Raw genomic sequence first — 21,072 nt, forward strand, 5'->3', positions numbered from 1 at the left:
TGGTGGCTCGGGACGGAATCGAACCGCCGACACGAGGATTTTCAGTCCTCTGCTCTACCGACTGAGCTACCGAGCCATATTGAGATGAAAAAAGTGGCGGAGCTGACGGGATTCGAACCCGCGGTCTCCCGCGTGACAGGCGGGCATGTTAGGCCACTACACCACAGCTCCATGTGGTTGCGGGGACAGGACTTGAACCTGCGACCTTCGGGTTATGAGCCCGACGAGCTGCCAACTGCTCCACCCCGCGATATGATGTTTGGAAATGTCCACCTTGCGACAAGACGTCGCGAACAAAAGCCGACCTTCCTGTTTTAAAAATGGTGGAGGTTGACGGGATCGAACCGCCGACCCTCTGCTTGTAAGGCAGATGCTCTCCCAGCTGAGCTAAACCTCCACGTACAGGACGTACCGTGTCCAACGTTGCGACAGGACGTCGCGCCCTTAGTTGGGCAACCTCTAAAGAAAATGGTGACTCGTACGGGATTCGAACCCGTGAATGCCGCCTTGAAAGGGCGGTGAGTTAAGCCGCTTCTCCAACGAGCCATACATGGCGTGCCCAGAGAGATTCGAACTCCCGGCCTTTTGATTCGTAGTCAAACGCTCTATCCAGCTGAGCTATGGGCACATTTATGAGATTGTAACAGTGGTGAGCCATGAAGGACTCGAACCTTCGACCCACTGATTAAAAGTCAGTTGCTCTACCAACTGAGCTAATGGCTCACTGGCGGAGGAAGAGGGATTCGAACCCCCGAGACGGTTACCCGCCTACTTGATTTCGAGTCAAGCTCCTTCGACCGAACTCGGACATTCCTCCGTGATACATCATGCGTTTCTTTCATTGTTTTGCTGTCGGCTCTCGCGGCGACAGGTATTAATATAACACGTTTCAATGCTTGTACTCAAAGCATTCCACACTCGAAATACAAGCAAATTGATTCATTACACAAGATCACCTCCCTCATTATCACTCAATCACTAAAATACCTCACGCAATCAAAAGGCGCGCTCGATCAACTCAGACTGCTAAACCATCCCTACATTCGCAGTCATGGCCCACACACTGCTCTGTTCACAATCAGGTATGACTTGCGATCTTTGATAGACAATAAAAAGAGACTCCTATTCAAGAGTCTCTTTCTTAGCTAGCGGTTGTTGCGGCGCAAGAACGCCGGAATGTCGAGGTTATCGACAGCAGCGTTGTTACCCGTACCAAACGACTTGATATCGGTCTTGTTCAATGCCGGCTTCGGCTGAGCTGGGCGTTCTTTGTGCTCAAATCCGGTCGCAATCACAGTGACTACGATTTCGTCTTTCAGATCTGGGTTGATCACCGCACCAAAAATCATGTTCACTTCCGGGTCGGCCGCCGAGGAAACGATATCGGCTGCTTCATTGACTTCAAACAGCGACAAATTGTTGCCCCCTGCGATATGCATCAAGACACCACGTGCGCCATCGATCGACGTCTCCAGAAGCGGAGAGCAGATCGCTTTTTTCGCAGCTTCTGCTGCACGGCTTTCACCGGAGTGTACACCAATGCCCATCAGCGCCGAACCACGCTCGGTCATGATGGTTTTCACGTCAGCGAAGTCAACGTTGATCAGGCCCGGTACTGCGATCAAATCAGAGATACCTTGAACACCCTGACGCAACACGTTGTCCGCTTCACGGAATGCTTCAAGCATCGGCGTATTCTTGTCAACAATCTCCAACAGTCGGTCGTTCGGAATGACGATCAGCGTATCAACTTTTTCCTTGAGGTTAGCGATACCAGTTTCCGCTTGGTTCATGCGTCGGCGGCCTTCAAAGGTAAACGGCTTGGTAACAACACCGACCGTCAGCGCTCCGAGCTCCTTCGCGATCTCAGCGACAACTGGCGCAGCACCGGTTCCGGTACCGCCACCCATGCCAGCGGTGACAAAAACCATGTCAGCACCGCGCAGTGCGTTCATGATCAGTTCTTTGCTTTCCTCTGCCGCTTTCTTTCCGATATCAGGGTTCGCCCCTGCTCCTAGCCCGCGGGTGAGTTTTTCACCGATCTGCAAACGGTGTTCTGCTTTCGAAAGATGCAGAGCTTGCGCGTCCGTGTTGACAGTGATGAATTCAACACCTTTGATGCCCGCTTCGATCATTCGATTGACTGCATTGCAACCGCCGCCACCGCAACCAATTACTTTTATCTGAGCCAGAGCCTCCACATCGAGATCGAACTCCAACATACTGTTCCTCCTCACTAACTAAACCCAAGATGTTACAGATTGTGCTTGAATTAAATAAACTCGTTGAACCAGTTTTTGATCTTCTCGACGAATCCCCCGCCTTGGTTGCCACCTGCTTTACGACGCGGAGCTGCTGCTGCCACTTCCACCTTGTTCGTAAAGTTCCGGGCAACGTTTCGGATGATTCCTACACCATTGATGAACGATGCGTCTTTCACGCCGAGGAACTCGGGAATCGCAACGCGCACTGAGGATTCAAGTTCAAACTCCGCGAGCTTATCAACAGCAGGCAGATTCGCCCCACCGCCGGTCAGCACATAGCCGCCCGCCAATTCCTTGTAGCCCAGCTTTTCCATCTCTTGACGCACCATCATGAATATTTCTTGCAGGCGCGGCTCGATGATATGTGCCAGATCGACTTGTGTAAATTCCTTGTCCGCATTGCCACCGACGCGCGATACCTTGAAAGTGTGATCCTGTACACTCTCGCTGACCAACGCGCAAGCATGACGCAATTTGATCCCTTCCGCCGCTTCTGTCTGCGTACGCAGACCGATCGCGATGTCGTTGGTCACATGGTCACCACCGACCGGAAGGACAGTAGTCGCTTCCAAAATGCCTTCTTTAAAGACCGAGACGGTCGTTTGTCCAGCACCAAGGTCGATCAAGCCGACACCGAGTTTCTTTTCGTCATTGGTCAAAGCGACGGTGCCTGCCGATAGAGGGGACAACACAAGGCCGGCAATCTGAACGCCAGCCCGTTCCACACAACGCACCAGATTGTGAATGATTGTGCGGGAACCAGTGATGATATAAGCTTCAACCTCAAGACGTACCCCGATCATGCCACGAGGGTCTGAGATATCTGTCAAACCATCTACTACGTAGCCTTTTGGGACTACATCGATAATCTCGCGCTCCGGAGGAAGCGCAATCACACGCGAAGCCTGCAACACGCGGTCGATGTCCTCTTCCCCGATCTCACGGTTCGGAGAGTTGACAGCGACGACGCCGTGGCTGTTTTGAAGGGAGATATGATTGCCTGAGATGCCGATGTACGCAGACGAGATTTGAATGCCGACCATCCGTTCCGCATGATCGATCGCGGCCCGAATGGATTGAACAGTCTTATCTATATCAACGATTGCACCTTTACGTATACCGTCACCGTCAGCAGAACCAACACCGATAATCTGTATCTCCGTGCCAGTCACTTCGCCAATTATGGCCCGCACCTTGGATGTTCCTATGTCTAAGCTGACGATGATATCGCCGTTTGTCAAGCGGTGGCACCTCCCTAGCACTATGCCCTACTATTCTTTATACCAGTTTTTAAATTCAACGTAACATGTCGATTCCCTTTTTTTCGGAACGATTTTCTCAAAAAAGTTCCTTGAATTATAAAGTTTTTTCAGGTGGTTTACGTGAACGAGTTACCATTAGACGACGAATTGCCGCGATGTTATTGAATAAACGTACACCAAACGCGAAGACTGCCGCCAAGTAGAGATCGACGCCAAGTTGCACCCCGATGAAAGCGAGCAGGGCGGCCAGCAATGTATTGAAGAAAAAACCACTGATAAACACGCTGCTGTCAAAGTGACGCTCTAAACTAGCCCGTATCCCGCCAAACACCGTGTCAAGCGCTGCTAAGATCGCGATCGACAAATAGCTGCTGTATTGGAGTGGGATCGAGAAATTGAAGGAAAGTCCAATGAACACACCCAGCACAAGGCCGATTACCGGAATCCAGATCATAACTTTTTCTCTCCTTCAGGATGCGCATACTCATATTGCACCGAATCATCGTCGTAAGGCGGAATGACCAGGCTTCCGTCGCCCACTTCCTGCACTGTGAATTTCTTGCCCATCTCAGCAAATGACGGCGGGAAAATGCTCATGCCGACCTTCATCTGCTCGACGTTGCCAACCGCCTTGATGATGATTTTGTCTGGCGAGACCATGACGGTGTTCACTTGCAGGTTGTTCGAGTCGATCGTGCGAACTGAGCTAAAGGAAACGATGCGATGGTTGTTGACGACGATCGCCTTCGCCTCGTTGCCTTTTAAATAATTGACGACGCGGTACAGATAATCCCCAAGACTCCGGCGGTTCATGTCCAACTCCTCTGGATTTTTCACCGCGATCAGATCAAAATCATCTTCGATCGTCACGATGATGCCGCTGCCTTTAACCTCGCTCATCCCAGCCTGGTTTTTGACACGTTCCAACTCCTCGGCCAAAGTGCGGACCAATTGGCTCTGATTCCCTTTTTGGCTCTGCAAATCGGCAATCTTCTGCTCAATCTCGCGGATCTGTGAGCGCAAGAACTGCTGACGCTCCGTCTCCTGCTTGAGTTCTGTCGTCAATTGCAACGTATCTCCAGCCGGACTTGATTCGAGTTTGGGGCGATTGATAGACGTGAACTGAACGGTCATCATCCAGCCGAGCAGGGCAGCAACCAATACTAAACTGATCTTGCTGTTAAGTTTCAATGCTCTCCTTCACCCTTTCTATTTCCCAAGCCCATTAAAGTCGCCAGAGTAGCCATTAATCGTCACCGAAAGGCTTTTTTTCGGAGGTTGAATCGTGATCGTGCGGTAGCGCAGAATGTCGAGAATGCCGTTTTTCATCGTCAGCGCCGCTTCCAAACGGTCGCGGTTGCCCACCGCTCGAAACTCATACGGACGGTTGATCTTCTGACCGTTGATCTTGATCACTGGACCGATGCAGATAATACCGGTCGTCGAGGAGATCCGCTGATCGTTGATCTGCACCGCTTCCGCCCCAGCGATCAACAATTCATTGGTGATGTTCATCAGGTCGGAGTCATGTACGATCAAAAAGTCTGGCGGAAAACCCTTTGGCACGTCTTTGACCGTGCTGTCATCGATGGTAAAGGTGATCCCTTCGCCTTTCAACGGCAAAATGCCCGACATCACGCGATACTTGCTCAGCTCTTCTTTGAGATCGGGAGACTCTGGCTTGGCCAGGTCCCCAGCCTTTTCTTCCAGTTCAAACATCTTCTTTTTCAAGCTTTCCAATTCGGCTTCAAACTGGCTGTTGCTCTCCTTGACTTTGTTTAGCTGATCGGCCGTGTACTGGGCGCGCGGGTCATAGACACGCGCCTCATCCACTTGAAACTGGGCGGCCGCACGGGTGTTTTTATATTGCATCGAGAGCATCAGACCGAGGATGACAGAAATCAAGGTGAGCGATACAGTCAATTTGATACGCGGATTCGGTTTTTTGGCCATCTCTTACTCTCCCTTCTTGTCCTCCGGCTTGAAGTTTTCCATGTAGTTCGCCTCAAGCATGTTAATGATGCTAGGTTTCGTATCGACTGGCAGCGCACTGCGGTAAGCCAGGTACGCCTTCATCTTGTCGGCAAATTGACGCGGCGGGATGCGAACTTCGAACTTATCGCGCATATAAATGCGCCAAGGTCCTTCGTCGGTCACATAAATCTCAGAGATCTGATCGAGCACCGCCCGCTCCACCTCTGGAATCTGTTTGACCAGTTCCAGTACATCCTCCGAAATGACTTTTTGCCCGGGAGTAAGCGAGGTCGGCACATCGAGGGAGATCACCGGCAACTGCTCGGCTTCCAACTTCTCTCTGCCAGGCAGTACCATCCCGTCTTGCAGGATGCGAAAGAGTTTCGCGTCTTGCAGCATCAGACCTGCAACCCGCTTCTCCACGACAGCGATCACGACTTCACCTTTCCATGAGACCTCTACATCAACTGTTTCCACAATCGGATAGGTCGTGAGGAGCTTCTCTTTCACTGCGCCTTTGTTGATCGAAAGCAGGCTCATGCCTCGCTCAAGCTCTGCCGTCCGCAAGATCTCCTCATATCGCACTTGATGGTTCCCCTTCACTTCGATATAGGAAACCTCAGATAAGGGAGACTTCAGCAATCCGGCGACCAAAAGGAGCCCGAAAAAGATGACAACAAAAAGCAACGCCTTCCGATTGGGGCGGCGCTTGCCTGTTTGTGGCTGTTGTTGTTCCGCATACGATTCTAAGACGGTCGGCGGCGGTTTAGGCATGTGAAGACCGGCTCCTTTTCTCCTGTGCTAGTGGCCGTACCTAATTGAAAAACGGCAGTATCACATGATATGCCGTTCGTATTGCTTCATTATATCACGTTTAACCCCCTTTTCAATAAGCTCATAGACTCATAGAATGTGAACAAAAAACGAGACCGTGCATCATGTTCGATACACCGTCTCGAATATACTGTATGGTGTGCTACTCAGTAGCAGCAACGCGTTCTTCATGTGTCAACCGTCTGATCTTTGCACCAAGCAATCCAAACATTTCTTCGACATTTTCATACCCGCGATCGATGTGGTGCACATTTTCCACATAGGTCGTTCCGTTTGCCACCAATCCGGCCAAAATCAACGCAGCACCAGCCCGCAGATCGGATGCTTCTACCACAGCACCGGTCAGTTCAGATACGCCTTCCATGAGCGCCGTGCGCAGGTCTACCTTAATCTTCGCCCCCATGCGTCGCAACTCACTGACATGCTGGAAGCGTCCTTCAAAAACCGACTCGGTCACCATCGACGTTCCGCTGGCTACCGACATCACTGTCATAAAAGGCGATTGCAGGTCGGTCGGGAACCCTGGATAATAGGTCGTCTTGATGCTGTCGATCGGTTTGGGACGCCCCTCCATCTTGATATGCATCCGGTCACCGTCAATCGTGATCTCAGCCCCAGCCTCACGCAGCTTGTTGATCACAACACCCAGATGCGCGGCATTGGTGTTTAGCAACGTAACATCCCCTTGCGTCACCACCGCAGCTGCCATCATCGTGCCTGTGACGATCCGATCGGGAATCACACGGTATTGCACCGCTTCCAAACGCTCGACACCCTCGATGACCACCGTGTCATCGCCCGCACCTTGCACCTTCGCTCCCATCGCGTTCAAATAATTGGCGAGATCAGCAATCTCAGGCTCGCGAGCAGCATTTTCGATCACAGTCGTGCCTTCTGCAAGCACGGCGGCCATGATCAGGTTTTCGGTTGCGCCAACGCTTGGAATATCGAGATTGATCTTCGCCCCGTGCAGGCGAGTGGCTGTGCATTCGATATAGCCATGCCGCTCTTTGATCATTGCCCCCAGCGCGTGCAAGCCTTTGAGATGCAGGTCGATCGGCCGAGAACCGATCGAACAACCGCCCGGTTTAGAAACGCGCACGTGTCCGAAGCGCGCCAAAATCGGCCCCATCAAGAAGATGGATGAGCGCATCTGACGCATCAGGTGTTCCGGTACCTCCGTGCTTTGCAACACCGTTGCGTCGATGTGCAGCGTGGTACCTTCTTCCTTCACCTTGGCGCCAAGCTGCCGAAGAATTGTCGTCATCACGCGAATATCCTGCAAATCGGGAACATCTTGAATCTTGCTCTCTCCGTACGCCATAACACTCGCAGCGAGAATTGGCAATGCCGCATTTTTGGCGCCGTGAATCCGCAAAGTTCCCGTAAGTCGATGCCCGCCTTCGATGGCCAAGCATACCACCGCGTGTCACCCCCTATGGTGTCTCCTCTCCAACGATCCGCACTTCAGGGTGAAGTTCATAGCCGTATTTTTCTAAAATCGTGCTTTGCACAAGCTCGATCAATTGAATGACATCAGTCGCTGTTGCGCCCCCCGTGTTCACGATGAAGTTTCCGTGGAGTTCAGAAATTTGTGCCCCACCGATTCGCTTCCCCTTCAGACCAGCTTCCTCGATAAGTTTGCCCGCATGCGAGCCTTCCGGATTGCGGAAGACGCTGCCGCAGCTCGGCATCGTGAGCGGCTGTGTGGACTGACGGCGTTCACGCCAGTTTTTCACTCGCTCGCTCATCTCCTGAGTGTCGCCCGGATGGAGCTTAAAAGCTGCATCGATGACGATAGCCGGTCGATCTTTCAGTCTGGAATAGCGATAGTCAAAATTGAGGTCATCGTGCGAGAGATGAACGATCTTGCCTTCTTCGGTCAAGACACGGCACTCAATCAGCACATCTTTCACCTCACCACCATGTGCTCCCGCGTTCATCATCACAGCACCACCGACCGTGCCTGGTATTCCCGTGGCAAATTCCAACCCGCTAAATCCTCTGCGAATCGCATGTTTGGCTGCGGAAACGAACGAGTGACCACCTTGTGCTATCAGCTTCTGATCTTCGAACTGAAGATCGGCAAATTGATCGCCGAGCTTAATTACGACACCGCGCAGCCCACCATCCTTCACCAGCAGATTCGAGCCTTTCCCGATCACGTACCAAGGAATCTGATGTTCATGTGTCAGTTCCATGATCTGCACGAGATGTTCGATTGTGGTTGGCAGCACAAACACATCTGCCGGGCCGCCGATCTTCCAGGAGGTATGCTTGGAAAGTGGCTCATCCAGCAGCACCGTGCCGAGATTTTTGTTTGCAAAAAGGGCCTTTGTCTGCTCTTTGTTCATGTCGTACCTCCAGATCAAACCTGACAAGATAGTTAACTCTTACTTTCCGCGCTTCGTACCCCCATGATATGGAGCACGCGGAAAATTTGTGACATCTGCCTAAAAAGAACAAAAAACCTGAGCCGCAAAGCTCAGGTAGAAACTGCGAACTTTACATCCATTATATAACGGGCAGCGTGGAGCGTCACCTCGTCTGTCTGGATATGTTCAAAAGTATCCCCACCCCCGTCAGCATCAGTGTGAGCGATGATCCCCCATAACTGATAAACGGAAGTGTAATCCCCGTGACCGGCATCGAGCCGGTGACCACCCCTACGTTGATGATAACCTGAACGGCGATCATCCCGGTGATGCCCACTGCGAGCAACGAACCGAACGTATCGGGCGCTGTGATCGCCGTGCGCAACCCTCGCCAAACCAACAGCAGGAACAAAAGCAAGAGCGTAGCCCCGCCGATAAACCCCAATTCTTCTGCCAAAATCGAGAAGATAAAGTCGGTCTGCGGCTCCGGCAGATATAGAAATTTCTGTCGGCTGCGGCCCAGCCCCAAACCGAGCAACCCACCCGGTCCGATCGCATACAGCGATTGGATGATATGGTACCCCTCGTCCAACTGATAGGCCCAAGGGTCCATAAAAGCAGTAATCCTCTTCAAACGATACGGTGCCACCACAACCAGCGCGATGAATGCGGGAATTGCCAGACTGGCCAAACCGAGCAAGTGTTTGATTTTTGCCCCTGCGGCAAAGAGGATGATGATGACAGTGCCCATCAGGACCGTACTTTGTCCAAGGTCAGGCTCCAACATGATCAAACCGACAGCGGCGACAGCAATTCCTAGCGGCGGCAAAAGCCCTCGCTTAAACTCGACGATCCTGTCCTGATACCGGGACAACATGTAGGCCAAATAGATGATGATCCCGAGCTTGGCAAATTCGGAAGGCTGAATCCCGAGGGAGCCGATTCCAAGCCAAGCCCGCGATCCGCCACGCACCGTACCGATGCCCGGAATCGCAACTGCGATCAAAAACAAAAAGCAGATGATCAAAAGTGGTTTGGCAATTTTCTTCAGCTTGTGATAATCGTAGTTCATCATCACGAACATCGAAATGATCCCAAGCAACGCCCACATCAGCTGACGTTTGGCGTAGAAAAAAGCATCATCCATGTTTTGAGCTGCAAGCACTGCACTGGCACTATAGACGATAATGACGCCGATTCCCAGAAGCATCAATGTAGACAGGATGATCAGCGTGTCCGGATACGATTTGATCTTGCCATTCAAGGCAACGTTCCCCCCCGGTGCTCGGTCTCGTCCAATCGCTATAATGTATGCACAGCTTTTTTAAACATGCTTCCTCTCTCTTCGAATGACGCAAACATGTCCCAACTCGCACATGCTGGTGACAACAGCACGACATCGCCAGGCTGCGCAACGCCAGCAGCCACCTGTACCGCTTCTTCAAGCGTTGCCAGTTTCGTCCCTTCGATTCCAGCCTGAGCCGCTACATTCAGTAGCTTATCGGCTGCCTCACCGATCGCTGCCACATATTTGACCTTTTTCGCAAACACTGGCACCAATTCCAGAAAATCGACACCGCGGTCGAGTCCACCCGCGATCAAGACTACGCGATGATCGGCAAACGTGTTGATCGCCATCGTCGCTGCTGTTGAATTGGTCGATTTCGAGTCATTGTAAAAAGCGACTTCGTTTTGCGTGACCACATGCTCCAAGCGATGTTCCACACCGTTAAACGTGCGTGCGACTTTGACGATCGCCGCAACGTCCGCACCAGCCGTGAGCGCTACCGCCGTGGCCGCCAGCAGATTTTCCAGGTTGTGCTCCCCTTTGAGTGCCACTTCGCTCACAGGTAGCAGAGAGAGTTCCTTGCCGTGCATACGAGCTTGGATGATTCCATCCTTGACATAAACACCCTCATCTAATACCTCTTTCAGCGAAAAGGGGAACAACTTGGACTTGGCAAACGATTGCACCGCGCGCACCGCTTCCTGATCCCAATTGAGCACAGCGACATCGCTTGCTTCCTGTTTGGCAAACAGGCGAAACTTGGCATCGCGGTACTCGTCCAGACTGCCGTGATAATCAAGATGCGCCGGATAGATATTCAACAGCGCCCCGATCTTCGGTCGGAACTCTGCTGTGCCCATCAATTGAAACGAGGAGAGTTCGGCAACCAGCCACTGCTCTTTGCTGACCTCTTCGACCACTTCGCTCAGCGCAAGACCGATATTGCCTGCCACCACCGGGTTGAGATTCGCCTCGGTAAGCATTTCACCGACCAGCGTCGTCGTTGTCGTCTTGCCGTTGCTGCCCGTGATGCCGATGATCGGCGCCTGTGCCAAGCGGTACGCGATCTCCACTTCGGTCAGCACCGAAATGCCTAGTTCCATCGCCAGTTTGACAGGCGGTGCACTGTACGGAATGCCAGGATTTTTGACCACAAAATCGAGGCCCGTATGGACAATGCCTTCCGGGTGCCCGCCAGCGATGACCTCGATGCCCAACGCTTGAAGTTCAGCGACATCCTGTTCAATGGCAGCGAGCTCCTTTTGGTCGTTGACCAGCACGTGCGCGCCGAGCTTATGTAAGAGGCGTGCGGCCGCCACGCCGGAGCGGGCGACACCGAGCACAAGCACGTTTTTCCCTTGAACATTCACGACCTTCTTCACCTACTTATTTAAGATACAAAACCAACGCGGAAACCGCGAGGCACAAACCTGCCGTCCAGAACGTGCCAACCACTCGCCACTCCGACCAGCCGAGCAGTTCAAAATGGTGATGCAGCGGACTCATTTTGAACAGACGCTTACCAAACGTCTGAAACGAAATCACTTGAATGATTACCGACAGCACTTCGACGACAAACACGCCACCGATCAGCACCAACCAAATTTCGGTCTTGGTCAAAATCGCTACCGTCGCCAAAGCCCCGCCCAGTGCCAGCGAACCGGTATCGCCCATGAACACTTTCGCTGGGTGCACGTTGAAGACGAGGAAACCGATCAGACCGCCGACCATCGCCGCGCAGAAGATTGCCACATCCATGTTCGATGTCCACCACGCGAGCACCGCATACGAACCGAAGGCGATCGCTGTGGTCCCTGCAGCCAAACCGTCCAGACCATCCGTCAGGTTGACAGCATTCGATGATGCGATGACGATCAACACTAAGAACGGAAGGTAGAAAAAGCCAAGATCCCATTGCGCGTTAATAAACGGTATCGAAATCGTCATGTCGATCATGCCGGTATAATACATCACCACATAGAGCACCACGCCGACCAAAATTTGACCGATCAACTTTTGACGAGCTTTTAATCCCAAGTTGCGTTTCAATGCGACTTTGATGTAATCATCCATAAATCCGACCGCGCCATAAGCTAGCGTCACAAAAAGCAACAGCCAAAGTTCTGATGACAGATCGGAAAATTTAATCGCGGTGATCGCCATCGCGACCAAGAAAATCACGCCACCCATCGTCGGGGTGCCCGCTTTCTTTTGATGCCCTTGCGGACCTTCCGCCCGAATCGCCTGCCCAAATTTCAATCGGCGCAAAAACGGAATGAACAGTGGACCGAGCAGTAGTGCGATCACAAAACTAACACCTGTCGTCCAAAATAAGATTTGCATATCCATGACCTCTGGCCCTCCCTTACCTTCAAAGACAAATCTTCGTTCGTCGCTCAGACTAAAGCGCGTACGATTTCTACAAACTTCATGCCAAGCGACGATTTGACAAGCACGATCGCCCCGCCGCCCGTTCCATCAGCCTGTTGGCGCAGTACATCTTCCACATAAGCGACAGCCGCTTGGTTGTTCTCGGCTTGATAGATTTGATGCGATGGATATCCATTGTCACGCGCGCCTTTGGCGATGTCCGCTGCCAATTCACCGACACAGACCAGTTGCTGAAGCGGCAAGCCAGCGAGCTCTGCACCGATCTCTTGATGCATACGCGCCGAGTCCGGCCCCAATTCCAGCATGCCCCCAAGCACGGCCACCTTAAAACCGCCAGGCATTTCCGCAAACATCCGCAACGCTGCTCGCAGTGAAGTCGGCGACGAATTGTAGGCATCGTCGATCACCGTTCCTCCGAGCCGCGCCTGTTTCACTTCCAATCGACGTGCGGTGAGCGTCGCTTTCGCAAGCCCGGCTTTGATCTTCGCTCCGGTCATGCCAAGCACGCGCCCGACTGCGACAGCCGCCAGCGCATTGCCCAATTGGTGTTGGCCCATCACAGGCAACTCATAGCGGGTGTCATCCCCGCGCACGGAAAAACGAGAGCCGTGCACACCGAGATTTTCCACCTCGACCGCCTGTACATCATTCGTGGCATGAAATCCAAACCAGACTTGCTTGGCCTGCGTCTTCCCCGCCCGCTCTCGAAGCAGTGGCTCATCACCGAACAGGATCGCAGTTCCACCAGTGGGCAGTTGCTCAATCAGCTCGCACTTCGCATCGGCGATGCCCTCACGCGATCCAAGGTACTCAATGTGAGCTTCACCGATGTTGGTGATCACGCCAAGCTCTGGTGCAGCCAGTTTGGCGAGCAGTTCGATCTCGCCTGCATGGTTCATGCCCATCTCGAGAACAGCGACTTCGGTATCCTCTTCCAAAGCCAGAATCATCAGCGGCAGACCGATGTGATTGTTCAAATTGCCGAGCGTTTTTTGCACTTTAAAGGCTTCCGCGACAACGGATGAAATCATATCTTTCGTCGAGGTTTTGCCGTTGCTGCCCGTAATTCCGATCACACGCACTGGCAATGTGCTGCGGTAGGCGGCCGCCAAGCGCTGCAAAGCGACCAGCGTGTCATCAACCAGAATCAACGCCAACGTCGTTTCGGGCTGCGGATGATCCTGCTGCCACAAAGCGGCGACAGCACCTTGCGCCTCCGCCTGTGCCAGAAAATCATGTGCGTCAAAGCGCTCGCCGACCAGCGGAACGAACAGCATCCCTGTCATATCCTTGCGCGTGTCGGTCGAAACACCCCGAACAATAAGATCCGACGCATCGCGGAGCAGTTGTCCTTCTGCCATTCTTGCAATCTCAACGATCTGTTTTACGATCATGCTTCACCTCGAATGGCCTGGCTGGCCACTTCCCGATCATCAAAATGAATTTTGGTCTTGCCGATGATCTGATAGGTTTCATGACCTTTGCCTGCGATCATGATCACATCTCCCGCCTCGGCTTGTTCCACCGCATATCGAATCGCTTGCCTGCGGTCCGTGATCCGCACATACCGATCTTGCGCATTCCGCACGCCCGCTTCCATATCATCCAAGATCAGCTCTGGGTCTTCCGTGCGCGGATTGTCTGACGTGAGCACGGCGAGATCTGCATATCGCACGGCGATCTGTGCCATCAGCGGTCGCTTGCTGCGATCGCGGTCACCGCCGCATCCGACGACGCAATACACCTTGCGCTTGGCAAACTCGCGCACCGTCTTCATCGCATTCTCCAGCGAATCGGGCGTGTGCGAATAATCGACGATCACCGTAAAATCTTGACCGGCCTGCACCGTTTCAAATCGTCCGTCAACACTTGCGATCGACTCCAGCGATTTCTTAATAGAAGCGAATGGAATTCCCTCCACCAAACAAGCGGTCATCGCAGATAGCGCGTTGTATACATTAAACTTGCCAGTCAATTGCAAGTTGAAGCGTTCAACTCCAAACACGCTCTCCACCGTAAACGACACACCGCTCGCTTCCACTTGCACATCGACGGCACGCACATCGGCCGCCTGCTCGATGCCATAGGTGACCACTTGAGCAGTCGTCACATCGCGGAAGTAGGCTGTCGCTTCATCGTCCGCATTGAGCACCGCCACTTTGTTGCCATGTGCCTCGCTCGAATAGGTGTTGCCAAGGCGTGCGAACAGCTTGGCTTTTGCATGGCGATACTGTTCCATCGTGCCGTGGAAATCAAGATGATCCTGCGTCAAGTTGGTGAAGATGGCGATGTGATAGTCGGTGCCCGCCGTCCGCTTCAAATCGAGCGCATGGGAGGATACTTCGGTGATCGGATACTCAGTCCCCACTTCGTGCATGCGATGGAACAACTCCTGCAAATCGGCCACATCGGGGGTCGTGTTTTCCATCGGGATTTTCGTGTCGCCGATCTTTGCCATGATCGTTCCAATCACGCCGGTCTTCTTTCCGGCATCACGCAGGATCTGATCGATCAAAAAGGTGGTCGTCGTCTTGCCGTTGGTTCCGGTCACACCGATCACTTTCATCGCTTGCGACGGGTGACGATAGAAAACGGACGCAAGCACCGCACTCGCCGCCCGTGTGTCCTGGACGACGATTTGCGGTGCTGAGAGCCCCTCGATCGCTTGTTCGACGACGACGGCAGTAGCCCCCGCCGCCACCGCGCCTGTTACAAAATCATGGCCGTCAACCGTATAGCCGCGCAGTGCGATAAACAAACTGCCCGGCCGCACTTGGCGGGAATCGGCCGTCATATGCGTTATTTCAACATCATCCTGATTGATGACGCGCTTGATTAAGATCGGAGTGATCAACTCGCTGAGCCTCACCAGGGTTCCTCCTCTTACTTGCCAAAAATAGAACTCGTTTCTCAAACACTCTCATTATTAACCAAACCACTCCCTAAGCACAAGGCTCAGGGAGACGGTTTATCCGATAAGTACAGCCGTACCGTCGAACCTGGCGGCACTTTCGCCCCCGCATGCGGTTGTTGTTCGACAATGTAGTCGCCTTTGCCCGTCGTTTCCACTTTCAGTTGCAGGCCGGAGCCGTACATTTCCTTTTGTGCTTCCTTCACCGTCATGCCGGCGATCGGCGGAACTTCGATCGGTTTGATGTCGGTGTACATGTATTCGCGCTTCAGTCCTGCGGTGCTCGGTTTGACTCCAAGGTAGTGCAAGGAGTCGGCGAGAACATTGCCAACGACAGGCGCTGCGATGATCCCTCCGAAGACGAGCGGTGCTTTCGGGTTGTTGATCGCGACGTAGGCGACGAGGCGCGGATTGTCAACGGGAGCCATCCCGATAAAGGATACGATGTAATGGCCCGATTTATAAGCGCCGTTTTCTGCAACTTGCGCCGTCCCGGTCTTGCCGCCGACGCGAAAGCCTTCTAAATAGGCGTTTTTACCGGAACCGCGGGCAACGACCGATTCTAACGATTCGCGCACCTGCTTCGCCGTATTTTCCGACACGACGCGGCGCACCACTTCCGGCTCCATCTTTTCGATCACTTGATCCGAGTCCGGGTCACGCCACTCTTTGACCACTTGCGGCTTCATCAGTTTGCCGCCGTTGGCGATCGCAGAGACGGCCATCACCTGCTGGATCGGCGTCACTGCCACACCTTGACCAAAAGAAGTGGTCGCAAGTTCCAGCGGACCTACATTTTTCAGGTTGAACATGACGCCTTTTCCTTCACCGGGCAGCTCGATGCCCGATTTTTTACCAAAGCCGAACTTATCAATATAGCTGAACAGCGTCTCCTTGCCCAGTTTCTCCCCCATCAGCATGAAGCCAGGGTTGCAGGAGTTCTCGACCACATCGAGCATCGTCTCACTGCCGTGACCGCCCGCTTTCCAACAGCGGATCTTGTGGCCTGCCACTTCATAATAACCGGGGTCATAGAAGGAGTCGGTAAGCGAAATCTTCTTCTCTTCCAGTGCTGCAGCAAGCGTGACGATCTTAAATGTCGAACCCGGCTCAAAGTTTTTCCAGATCGCCAAGTTGCGGTTGTACGTCTCTTGCGGGTAGCTGCGGTAGCTTGCCGGTTTGAAATTGGGATAATTGGCCAGCGCCAAAATTTCACCTGTTTTCGGATCGGCAACGATCATCATCGCTTCGTCTGGATTGTATTGCGCGACCACATTCTCCATCTCGCGTTCGACAAACGTCTGAATCTCCGCATCGATGGTAGTCACAAGTTTCTCTCCATTTTTCGGTGCGACATACTCATCATTTTCCTGCGGCATCTCCTGCCCTTTGGCGTTCGCGAAAAATGAGATGCGGCCCCGTTCCCCTTTCAAGCGATCATCATACCAGCGCTCAAGTCCGGTCAGACCTTGGTTATCCACACCGGCGAATCCGAGAATATGCGCGGCTAGTCCATCAAACGGATAGTAGCGCTTGCCCTCTTCGGTCACATGGACACCTTCAAGATTCAAGGCGCGCACTTGGCGTGCTTTTTCTTCGGTGATCTTCCGACCGCCCGGCGCAAGATAGACGAGCAACGTACGCTTGGAAATCGTTTTCAGCACTTTTTCATAAGTCATGTCTAACACCGGGGCCAACTGTTTGGCCGTGCCTGGCTTGTCTTTCACCTGTGAAGGAATCACGACGATGGTCGGCGCGCTGCCGTTGTAGGCGAGCACCTCGCCGTTGCGGTCGGTGATCACACCACGCTTCGGTTCGACCGGGATGTTCCGTCGCCAAAGGTCTTCTGCCTGCTCGGTCAGCCAAGGCGCCTGAATCATCTGGACGTAGCCGAGACGACCTACCAAAGCGAGAAACACGGCGGCCAAAGCCATCAGCACGATCACGAGTCGCTTACGTATCATCACGTTGGACACTCGCAAACTAGGACGCCTCCTTTTGCATACACATCGGTAATTAAGTACAACCATTACCAACGTTATGCGGCAGGATATCAGACAAGTACACATTGTCCAAAGCGTCACAACTTGTTCATCTCAACATAAAAACCCCGCAGCGTCAAGACTGCGGGGAAAGTGTTATCTTGACAGGCGTGCCAACCGGGACGAGCGTTCCGGGCGCCACTTCCTGTTTCGTTACATATCCGCTTCCGGCCGGGTCGATCTGAAGCTGCAACAAGGCCAGCGTTTCAATCGCTTCCCGCAATGACAAGCCCGTCAGGTCAGGCAGTTTCACCTTGCCCTCCGCGCTGCCTTCCGGTCCGAAGTACAATTTGATTCCGGCTCCTTCCGGCACCTGTCCGCTTCCAGCGTCCGGCCATTGTCCGGTCACCTTCGGCCCTTCGCCGACGCGATCCACCCGCAGCTTGTGACCTTCTGCGATCTTCTCAGCACCGTCTGGTGTCACGCCAACAAAGTCGGGCACATCGACAAACGCTTTCGGTGCTGACGTTGCCACAGGCTGCTCCTGCCCTTCCGCACCTTGACGGCCCGAGCCTAGGTCGTTCGGGTCGGCAGGAACTTGATAGTAGCGCAAAGCGTTTTCCAACACCGTTTTGGCAGAAGGCTCGGCGATGAAAGAACCGTACAGATTCGGCGCATTCCGCGTCGGCTGGTCAACCGTCACAAAGATCAAAAATCTCGGCTTGTCGGCCGGTGCGAATCCGATAAAGGACAGGCGGTAAGAACCATCGTCCAGATACCCGGTGCGGTCCGGCTTTGGCACTTGTGCCGTCCCCGTTTTGCCCGCAACATGATACCCTTTGATGTAGCCGTGAGCCATCTCCTCTTTTGTGATCGTCTCTTCCATGACTTCACGCACGGTGCTCAACACTTCTTCATTGGCAATTTTCGACATCACTTTCGGCTTGACTTCACTCAGCGTCTCACCTGTCGATTGGTCGCGGAACTCTTTGACCATGTGCGGCTGATAGATTTTTCCGCCGTTGGCGATCGCCATCATCGCGGCCACCTGTTGCATCGGCGTGACCGAGATCCCTTGTCCAAACGAGGTCGAGGCCAAGTCGGACTCGCGCATCTCGCCCACCTTAAACAAGGTCGATTGCTCCTCGCCAGGCAGGTCGATACCTGTGCGTTTGTCGAAGCCAAACTTATAGAGATGGTCGTACAGCAATTCTTTACCAAGCTTTTGCCCGATCTTGACAAAGCCCACGTTCGAAGAGTTGTACACCCCTTCACGGTAGGAGATCGGTCCCCATCCGTACCCATTCCAATCCTTGATGATGGCTCCACCCACGTCGATGTAGCCCGATTGGAACTTTTCGTTTAAATCAACTTTGTGCTCCGCAAGCGCTGCGGTCAGCACGAACGACTTAAACGTCGAACCAGGTTCGAACGAGCGCAACGCCCAGTTGTTCCACAACGACTCCGACTCTGCTTTGGCATACTCGGCCGGGTTGTAGTGCGGACGATTCCCCAGTGCCAATATCTCACCGTTGTTCGGGTCGGCCACGATGATCGAGGCGTGCTTCGGTCCATATTTGTTGACGATGTTGTCCAGTTCTTCTTCCACAAAATGCTGGATCGTCGAATCGATTGTCAACACCAGATCTTCGCCATCTACCGCTTTTTTGGTCACTTCCGGCTTATAGTTGGGAAGCGGATTGCCTTCGCGGTCAGTATATAAAACCATTTTGCCTGGTTTACCTGTCAGCTTGTCGTTGTAAACCGATTCCACGCCAGCGAGTCCTTGTTCGTCGTTCGACTGATCGTTGATCCCGAAATAGCCGAGCACATGAGCGGCAAAATTCCCGTTCGGATAGCGGCGAATGTCTTTGCGGATCGTATTGATGCCACGCATTTTGTTTTGCTCGTGCATCTCCTCGATTTTCTCATGAACCGACGAGTCCACTTTCATTCCCTTGGGGCCGATGCCGACCGCTTTTCTTGCCTCTTTCCCGGTGAGGTGCGCATAGTGGGCCGGATCGATGTGCTTCATGATCTCGGACTCGGTCATCTCGACGAGCGGCGCGAGAAATTGTGCGTACATCTCTGGCGTTTCTGCCCAATCTTTCATCGCCTTCGGATCAACCGAGACGCTGATCTCATACGCCACCCCGGTAAAAGCCAACTTTTGGCCTTCGCGGTCATAGATCGTGCCGCGTGTCCCAGGAATGTCCACTTCAGCGACGATCCACTCTTGCGCCAAAGCTGACAATCTCTCAGCCTGCGCCACCTGAATGTACATCAACCGCAGCGCGAGCGCAAAGAGACCGACAAAAAGAAAAAATCCCAGCACCCGTACCCGTTTCTTGAACACGCGCTCACTCATTAGTTTTGGCTCCCCGGCAGAATGATCAGGTTCTTATCTTCCACCGATTTCATCCCGAGCTTGTTCGAAGCATAGCTTTTGATGCGCTCCGGCGATTCCAGCTCGAGCGTCTGCTGCTCCAATTTGAGCCTGTCATCCTGATGCGACTGCAGTTCGAGCTTTTGCCGCTCGACTTCATAGTTGAGCGAGACCATCGACGCATAGCGGGAGACCAGCCCGAGAGCGATGATGATGCAGACCAAGATCGTGCCCAGCCACTTCAATTTTTCTTTCGCTTCCTGTTTCGACTTTTCCGAGCGGGGGGCTGCTCCCGTTCTTTGCGGTTGTTGATAGGGAACCGCCTCTTGCTGTTTCGGCAAGGGGCGTGCAAGATTATCCCGGTACATCGACATCGTAAAATCTCCCTTCTCTCTGCTCCCAATAAGCCCGTTAGAGTTTCTCGGCGATGCGCAATTTGGCGGAACGTGCCCTTGGGTTTGACGCCAGTTCTTCCTCAGACGGCATGATCGGCTTGCGGGTGACCAATCGCACCTTCGGCTCGTTGCTACACTGGCAAATCGGCAACTGCGGCGGACAGATACAACCTTTCGCCGCTTCCTGCAAGGCCAGTTTGGCAATGCGGTCCTCCAAAGAATGGAAGGTGATAATCGCCACGCGTCCACCCGGATTCAGTACCCGGATCGCTTGCTGAATCGCCTCGGCGAAGACGTTCAGCTCATCGTTTACCGCGATGCGGATCGCTTGAAACGTCCGTTTCGCGGGGTGTGGCCCTTCCCTGCGCGCTGCGGCCGGGATCGCCGCCTTGATGATGTCAACCAATTGCCCGGTCGTATTGATCGATCCATTTGCTCTTTCACGCACAATAAATTCGGCGATGCGCTTCGACCACTTTTCTTCCGCATACTCAAACAAAATTTTGGCCAGTTCTTCCTGGCTATACGTGTTCACCAGATCGTACGCAGTGAACGGCTGTGTTTTATCCATTCGCATGTCAAGCGGTGCATCGTGTTGGTAAGAGAACCCACGCTCGCCCTCGTCCAGTTGCGGCGAAGATACGCCAAGATCAAAAAGCACTCCATCTACGCCCGACAGGCCTTGCTCAGCTACGATCTCCTCTAATCGGCGAAAATTGGAGTGGACGATCGTAAAGCGGCCTTCGTACGCAGCCAGCACTTTTTTGGCGTTTTCAATGGCGGTCAAGTCTTGGTCGATCGCGATCAGGCGGCCGGTCGGCGAACTGGCCTGCAAGATGCGCCCCGAGTGTCCTGCTCCGCCGAGCGTGCAGTCTACATAGATATGATCTGGCTCCGGAATCAGAGCCTCCACAGCCTCATTGGCAAATACGGAAACATGATGAAATGTGGTTTCTTTTGGCATGGGGTTGTTTTCCACCTCTAGTCTTCGCAATGGTGATGTGTTGTGA

Annotated in this window: 17 protein-coding genes and 8 tRNA genes; all 25 read right to left on the minus strand. The window is 53.3% G+C overall.

Annotated features, from left to right (window positions below; all coding sequences use genetic code 11):
* The 25 genes from CIG75_RS13410 to rsmH all read right to left on the minus strand — a co-directional run bounded on the left by CIG75_RS13410 (position 1) and on the right by rsmH (position 21,026).
* Positions 1 to 76, minus strand: a tRNA-Phe gene (locus tag CIG75_RS13410).
* 18 nt (positions 77 to 94) lie between these two features.
* Positions 95 to 171: transfer RNA gene (locus CIG75_RS13415), tRNA-Asp, on the minus strand.
* Between the two features lie 3 nt (positions 172 to 174).
* A tRNA-Met gene (locus CIG75_RS13420) sits at positions 175 to 250 on the minus strand.
* A 71-nt stretch (positions 251 to 321) separates the two neighbouring features.
* Positions 322 to 397, minus strand: a tRNA-Val gene (locus CIG75_RS13425).
* Between the two features lie 72 nt (positions 398 to 469).
* Positions 470 to 546 (minus strand) — tRNA-Glu (locus CIG75_RS13430).
* 5 nt (positions 547 to 551) lie between these two features.
* Positions 552 to 628, minus strand: a tRNA-Arg gene (locus tag CIG75_RS13435).
* Positions 629 to 647: 19 nt separating this feature from the next.
* Positions 648 to 723 (minus strand) — tRNA-Lys (locus tag CIG75_RS13440).
* Between the two features lie 2 nt (positions 724 to 725).
* A tRNA-Ser gene (locus CIG75_RS13445) sits at positions 726 to 817 on the minus strand.
* Positions 818 to 1,145: 328 nt separating this feature from the next.
* Positions 1,146 to 2,222, minus strand: a complete 1,077-nt coding sequence (gene ftsZ / locus CIG75_RS13450; protein WP_094237099.1) for a cell division protein FtsZ — start codon at positions 2,220 to 2,222, stop codon at positions 1,146 to 1,148.
* Between the two features lie 50 nt (positions 2,223 to 2,272).
* Entirely contained in the window at positions 2,273 to 3,505 is a 1,233-nt protein-coding gene (ftsA, locus tag CIG75_RS13455; protein ID WP_094237100.1) for a cell division protein FtsA, read from the minus strand.
* A 115-nt stretch (positions 3,506 to 3,620) separates the two neighbouring features.
* Positions 3,621 to 3,980, minus strand: coding sequence for a small basic family protein (locus tag CIG75_RS13460; protein WP_094237101.1), 360 nt, complete (start codon positions 3,978 to 3,980; stop codon positions 3,621 to 3,623).
* On the minus strand, positions 3,977 to 4,717 hold the full coding sequence (locus tag CIG75_RS13465; protein ID WP_094237102.1) for a DUF881 domain-containing protein: 741 nt from the start codon (positions 4,715 to 4,717) through the stop codon (positions 3,977 to 3,979). The genes CIG75_RS13460 and CIG75_RS13465 overlap by 4 nt, the downstream gene beginning before the upstream one ends.
* 18 nt (positions 4,718 to 4,735) lie before the next feature.
* Entirely contained in the window at positions 4,736 to 5,479 is a 744-nt protein-coding gene (locus CIG75_RS13470; protein WP_094237103.1) for a DUF881 domain-containing protein, read from the minus strand.
* A gap of 3 nt (positions 5,480 to 5,482) precedes the next feature.
* On the minus strand, positions 5,483 to 6,274 hold the full coding sequence (locus tag CIG75_RS13475; protein ID WP_094237104.1) for a cell division protein FtsQ/DivIB: 792 nt from the start codon (positions 6,272 to 6,274) through the stop codon (positions 5,483 to 5,485).
* A gap of 202 nt (positions 6,275 to 6,476) precedes the next feature.
* Positions 6,477 to 7,757 carry a UDP-N-acetylglucosamine 1-carboxyvinyltransferase gene (murA, locus tag CIG75_RS13480; RefSeq protein ID WP_094237105.1) on the minus strand — a complete coding sequence of 427 codons (1,281 nt, stop codon included), beginning with the start codon at positions 7,755 to 7,757 and terminating at the stop codon, positions 6,477 to 6,479.
* 13 nt (positions 7,758 to 7,770) lie between these two features.
* Positions 7,771 to 8,688: a UDP-N-acetylmuramate dehydrogenase gene (gene murB / locus CIG75_RS13485; RefSeq protein WP_094237106.1), complete on the minus strand. Its 918-nt coding sequence runs from the start codon at positions 8,686 to 8,688 to the stop codon at positions 7,771 to 7,773.
* Positions 8,689 to 8,872: 184 nt separating this feature from the next.
* Entirely contained in the window at positions 8,873 to 9,973 is a 1,101-nt protein-coding gene (gene spoVE, locus CIG75_RS13490; protein WP_227874222.1) for a stage V sporulation protein E, read from the minus strand.
* A 38-nt stretch (positions 9,974 to 10,011) separates the two neighbouring features.
* Positions 10,012 to 11,367, minus strand: coding sequence for a UDP-N-acetylmuramoyl-L-alanine--D-glutamate ligase (gene murD / locus CIG75_RS13495; RefSeq protein ID WP_094237107.1), 1,356 nt, complete (start codon positions 11,365 to 11,367; stop codon positions 10,012 to 10,014).
* Between the two features lie 16 nt (positions 11,368 to 11,383).
* The gene (mraY, locus tag CIG75_RS13500) at positions 11,384 to 12,346 is read right to left on the minus strand and encodes a phospho-N-acetylmuramoyl-pentapeptide-transferase (protein ID WP_094237108.1); all 963 of its coding nucleotides are present in this window, start codon (positions 12,344 to 12,346) and stop codon (positions 11,384 to 11,386) included.
* Between the two features lie 47 nt (positions 12,347 to 12,393).
* Complete coding sequence (locus tag CIG75_RS13505) at positions 12,394 to 13,782, minus strand: UDP-N-acetylmuramoyl-tripeptide--D-alanyl-D-alanine ligase (RefSeq protein ID WP_094237109.1); 1,389 nt, start codon at positions 13,780 to 13,782, stop codon at positions 12,394 to 12,396.
* The gene (locus CIG75_RS13510; protein WP_094237110.1) at positions 13,779 to 15,257 is read right to left on the minus strand and encodes a UDP-N-acetylmuramoyl-L-alanyl-D-glutamate--2,6-diaminopimelate ligase; all 1,479 of its coding nucleotides are present in this window, start codon (positions 15,255 to 15,257) and stop codon (positions 13,779 to 13,781) included. Before CIG75_RS13510 ends, CIG75_RS13505 begins: the two co-directional genes overlap by 4 nt.
* Before the next feature lie 86 nt (positions 15,258 to 15,343).
* On the minus strand, positions 15,344 to 17,281 hold the full coding sequence (locus CIG75_RS13515) for a stage V sporulation protein D (protein ID WP_456119753.1): 1,938 nt from the start codon (positions 17,279 to 17,281) through the stop codon (positions 15,344 to 15,346).
* 136 nt (positions 17,282 to 17,417) lie between these two features.
* Complete coding sequence (locus CIG75_RS13520) at positions 17,418 to 19,649, minus strand: penicillin-binding transpeptidase domain-containing protein (protein WP_094237111.1); 2,232 nt, start codon at positions 19,647 to 19,649, stop codon at positions 17,418 to 17,420.
* Positions 19,649 to 20,041 (minus strand): cell division protein FtsL, encoded by a 393-nt coding sequence (locus tag CIG75_RS13525; RefSeq protein ID WP_094237112.1) that lies wholly within the window; start codon positions 20,039 to 20,041, stop codon positions 19,649 to 19,651. Before CIG75_RS13525 ends, CIG75_RS13520 begins: the two co-directional genes overlap by 1 nt.
* A gap of 37 nt (positions 20,042 to 20,078) precedes the next feature.
* The gene (gene rsmH / locus CIG75_RS13530; protein WP_094237113.1) at positions 20,079 to 21,026 is read right to left on the minus strand and encodes a 16S rRNA (cytosine(1402)-N(4))-methyltransferase RsmH; all 948 of its coding nucleotides are present in this window, start codon (positions 21,024 to 21,026) and stop codon (positions 20,079 to 20,081) included.
* Positions 21,027 to 21,072: the final 46 nt, after the last annotated feature.

Source organism: Tumebacillus algifaecis (assembly GCF_002243515.1).
GTDB classification, from domain to species: Bacteria; Bacillota; Bacilli; order Tumebacillales; family Tumebacillaceae; genus Tumebacillus_A; species Tumebacillus_A algifaecis.